Genomic DNA, 4,145 nt, shown 5'->3' with positions numbered 1-4,145 from the left:
CCGCCGATCGCTGGCAGCGGGTTCCCGCGATCGTCGTCTCGGATGGTGGGACCGGTGTGTCACGGGCGCCGACGATGTGGCAAACTGACGTTGCTATGCGTTACGGCCACGCTCGCTACGAGCTGAACATTATTGGCTGGCGCGCCGGTATCTGACGAGACCACCGGCGCGCAGACCTCTCACGTCCGTGAGGGGTCTTTTGCTTTTCAGCACCGCGAACCGTACGTAGGAAAATCCCCGGAAAACGGGGTCCATGAGACGACAGTGCTTTTCCAAACATCCAGCCGCCAAGTACCTCGATGCCAAATAACTCGGTGCCAGACAACTCGGTGACAGTCGCGTTCCAGGCAGGGCGCCGGTCATTCGCAAAGGAGAGCTCAATGCTCGACGACGGCTTCCACGTCTATGACACGACCCTGCGGGACGGAGCCCAGCAGGAGGGGCTCAACCTCTCCGTGGCGGACAAGCTCGTCATCGCCCGGCACCTCGACGACCTCGGGGTCGGCTTCATCGAGGGCGGCTGGCCCGGGGCCAATCCGAAGGACACCGACTTCTTCCGGCGTGCTCGAACAGAGCTCGACCTGAAGCACGCGCAACTCACCGCGTTCGGCGCGACCCGCCGGGCCGGTGTGCAGGCCGCCGACGACCCTCTGGTGGCCGCTTTGCGCGACTCTGGCGCGCCGGTCGTGACGCTTGTCGCCAAGAGTCACGACCGGCACGTTGAGCTGGCACTCCGCACGACCCTGGAGGAGAACCTCGCGATGATCCGCGACACGGTCTCGCACCTGCGGGCGGAGGGGCGGCGCGTCTTCCTCGACGCGGAGCACTTCTTCGACGGCTACAAGGCCAACCGGCCCTACGCGCTCGAGGTCGTCCGGACCGCAGCCGAGGCGGGAGCGGACGTCATCGCGCTGTGCGACACCAACGGGGGCATGCTCCCGGACGAGCTCGCGGAGGTGGTCGCCACCGTCGTCGAGATGGGCGCTCGCGTCGGCATCCACTGCCACGACGACAGCGGCTGCGCGGTGGCCAACTCCCTCGCAGCCGTCACGGCGGGCGCCTCGCACGTCCAGGGCTGCGCGAACGGCTACGGTGAGCGCAGCGGCAACGCCAACCTCTTCACGGTGGTCGGTAACCTGCAGCTCAAGCGCGGTATGCGGGTCGTCACCGACGATCAGCTGGCTGAGATGACCCGCATCGCCCACGCGGTGTCGGAGGTCACGAACGTGACGCCCGGCTCCCAGCAGCCCTATGTCGGGCTGTCGGCGTTCGCCCACAAGGCGGGACTGCACGCCTCGGCCGTGAAGGTCGACCCCGACCTCTACCAGCACATCGACCCGGCGGCGGTCGGCAACGACATGCGGATGCTGGTGTCGAGCATGGCGGGGCGCGCCTCGGTCGAGTTGAAGGGCAGGGAGCTCGGGTACGACCTGTCGGGGGACACCGCCAAGCGGGTCGTCGGCCGGGTGAAGGATCTGGAGGCCCAGGGCTACACCTTCGAGGCCGCCGACGCCTCCTTCGAACTGCTGCTGCGCGAGGAGCTCACCGGCGTACGGCAGCGGCATTTCGAGGTCGAGTCGTGGCGGGCGATCGTCGAGCGCCGTCCTGACGGCTCGATGGTCAGCGAGGCCACCGTCAAGCTGCACGCCAAGGGGGAGCGGATCGTCGCGACCGGTGAGGGCAACGGGCCGGTCAACGCCCTCGACACGGCGCTGCGCATCGCGCTCGAGCGCCTCTATCCCGAGCTGGCCAGGCTGGAACTGGTCGACTACAAGGTCCGGATCCTCGAAGGCTCTCATGGCACCGGAGCCCGGACCCGAGTGCTCATCGAGTCCAGTAATGGACGTGGCGAATGGGGCACGGTCGGCGTCGAGGACAACGTGATCGCGGCATCGTGGCAGGCACTGGAGGAGGCCGTGACCTACTGCCTGCTGCACGCGGGCTACGACCCCGCCTGATCGCCCAGAGCCCGCGTCGCGTGCAGCGCGCGGGCGGGTGGCGTCGTGGCGTCTAGGCGGTTTTGGGCGGCGCGCTCTGGATGACCTCGAAGGACCACAGTTCGGCACCGGTGGCGGCCGGGCCGCCGTGCCCGTGGCCATGCCCGCTGCCGCCCGCCTGCGCCGCGGCCTGGGCGTGCCCGCGCTGGAACGCCTGGCTCTCGGTCCAGCGCTGGAAGTCCTCCTCGCTCCGCCACCGGGTGTAGACGAGGTACCGGTCGATGCCCTCCACGGGTCGCAGGAGCTCGAAGCCCTCGAATCCGTCGGCCGACTCGACCAGGCCGGCTCGGCCTGCGAACCGCCGCTCGAGTTCGTCCCGCGAGCCCTCGGTGACGGTCAGGGCGTTGATCTTGACGACAGACACCTGAATTCCCTCCATGACGATGACGTGGACCTATTCCGGACCCTATTGCCTGGCGACGAAAGCCGGTCGTCGGCCCGGTGACGAGGGGACCGGCCGCCGTCTGCTTTTCCCCGGCGACTCCGGCGAACTCCGGCGAATGGCATGGAAATATGAATGGCGTTCGGGTGGCGTAGGGCTTTACCGTTGAACCAATGGGCAGTGCCCGCGATCGGCCGTCGCCGTCGCGATGAGTGCCCGGCCCCCGGCCCGCCCAGCATCTTCCGACCCGATGTACCGGAGTGAGCTCATGCCTGTCCGACGCCGCCGATCCGCGTTCTCGGCGTGCCCGGGTTCCGCCGCCGGGCCCTTGGCGCAGGTCGCGTACAGCCTCGGCGAACGGTGTGAGCAGGAGGGCGACGCCGACGGTGCGGCCCGGTGGTTCCGGCGCGCCGCGGAGGCCGGCTGCCCGGACGCGGCGCTCAGACTGGGGGATCTGCTGGGGCGGCTCGCCGACGAGCGGGGACCCGCGACGGGCGACTCTCCGGAGTTCCTGCTCGCCGAGGCCGCTCGATGGTTCTGCGAGGCGCGATCGGCGGCACGGCCGGACCGGGGCGTGCCCGAGGCCATCGGGCGGGTGACGGACATGTTGGACCGGCACCAGAGACTCGCCGCGCGGCGTGGCCGGGAGCGGCTCGCCGCGCGCTGATCCACCGCGATCCGTTCGAACCAAATCGGCTTGCTCGTCGTCGGAGTCATTGAGATCACAGGGCCAGGAATCATTGCGTTGCGAAAAAGGTGACGAGTTGAACGGCGACGAGTCGGGCGGACCGGCGGAGCGGGACGAACACACCCTGGTGGATCAGCAGCCGACCGGTGAGACGTGGCCTTCCGGCGGGATCCCCGCCGACGAGCCGGTCGAGGGTGCGGCCGAGACGACCGTCACGGACGATCCGCTGGAGCCGGAGACCGAGACCACGGCCGAGGCCGGGTTCTTCGATGACTCCGATCCTTGGCCGGACCTCGCCGACGTGACCGAAGAGGAACCCTGGGATCCTGCGACGCTCCCGCAGCCGGGGTCCTCGGCCGCGGACCTCGACCGGCGGGTGGCTCCCGAGCCGCCGGCCATGGTCGAGATGTCCGTCGCGATGGCGGCGGCGGCGCCCCGGCAGCGCCCGGTCGCTCCGGCCGACGAGGCCGGCCCGGTCGCTCCACCCGCCCCGGCCGATCCCGCCGCGCCTGATGACCCTGCTCCGGCCGACCCCGCTCTGGCCGATCCGACCGCCCAGGTCAATCCGGCGGCGCCGGTCGGCCTGTTCCCTCCGGCTGCTCCGGCGGGCCCGGTCGCGAGCATGCACGAGGCGCCTCCGCCGCCTCCTCTGGCACTGCACGGCCCGGCCATGGGGACGCCTCCGGGGGGAGTACCGCATCCGCTGGGCGGGACGCCCCCAGGGGGAATACCGCATCCGCTGGCGACGAACGCGCTGCCCGACCGGAGGCCGCCCGGCTCCGGCTCCCGCCTGCCGAAGATCTTGATCGGCGTCGCCGCGGGGCTCGTCGTCGTCGTGATCGGTGTGCTCGCCACCGTCGTCCTGTCGAGTTCGGGTTCCGAGCGTTCCGGCGCGGCGGCCGCGTCGCCGAACGAGACGGCGCCCGCGACGCCCGAGGGCTCCGGAGGGCCTTCCGGCTCACCGGGGGCCGAGCCGACCTCGACGGCGCCGGGCTCGCCGACCCCCGGCGCCGGGCAGGTGCCGGTCCAGCCCTCCGGGCCCGTCACGGCTCCGTCGTCGGGCGCTCCCGCCGGTACG

The 4,145-nt window shown here is 70.7% G+C and carries 3 protein-coding genes and 1 pseudogene; 3 read left to right on the top strand and 1 reads right to left on the bottom strand.

The genetic code is table 11. The annotated features are described in order from the left end of the window. Positions 1-380 precede the first annotated feature (380 nt). Positions 381-1,958, top strand: a complete 1,578-nt coding sequence (gene cimA, locus HKK72_RS36790) for a citramalate synthase (protein ID WP_187239010.1) — start codon at positions 381-383, stop codon at positions 1,956-1,958. Between the two features lie 52 nt (positions 1,959-2,010). Here the strand turns inward: cimA and HKK72_RS36785 are convergent, their stop codons facing one another. Beyond that, positions 2,011-2,361: an antibiotic biosynthesis monooxygenase family protein gene (locus HKK72_RS36785; protein ID WP_187239009.1), complete on the bottom strand. Its 351-nt coding sequence runs from the start codon at positions 2,359-2,361 to the stop codon at positions 2,011-2,013. 286 nt (positions 2,362-2,647) lie between these two features. On the opposite strand from HKK72_RS36785, the gene HKK72_RS36780 reads away from it, so the two are divergent. Then, positions 2,648-3,046 (top strand): hypothetical protein, encoded by a 399-nt coding sequence (locus tag HKK72_RS36780; protein ID WP_261987551.1) that lies wholly within the window; start codon positions 2,648-2,650, stop codon positions 3,044-3,046. A gap of 97 nt (positions 3,047-3,143) precedes the next feature. Next, positions 3,144-4,145, top strand: a pseudogene (locus tag HKK72_RS36775) (hypothetical protein); the annotation flags it as partial.

It is taken from the genome of Actinomadura sp. HBU206391 (genome assembly GCF_014323665.1).
GTDB lineage: Bacteria > Actinomycetota > Actinomycetes > Streptosporangiales > Streptosporangiaceae > Actinomadura_C.
The sequence above is the reverse complement of the archived record's forward strand: the minus strand, read 5'-3'. Positions and strand labels throughout refer to the sequence as shown.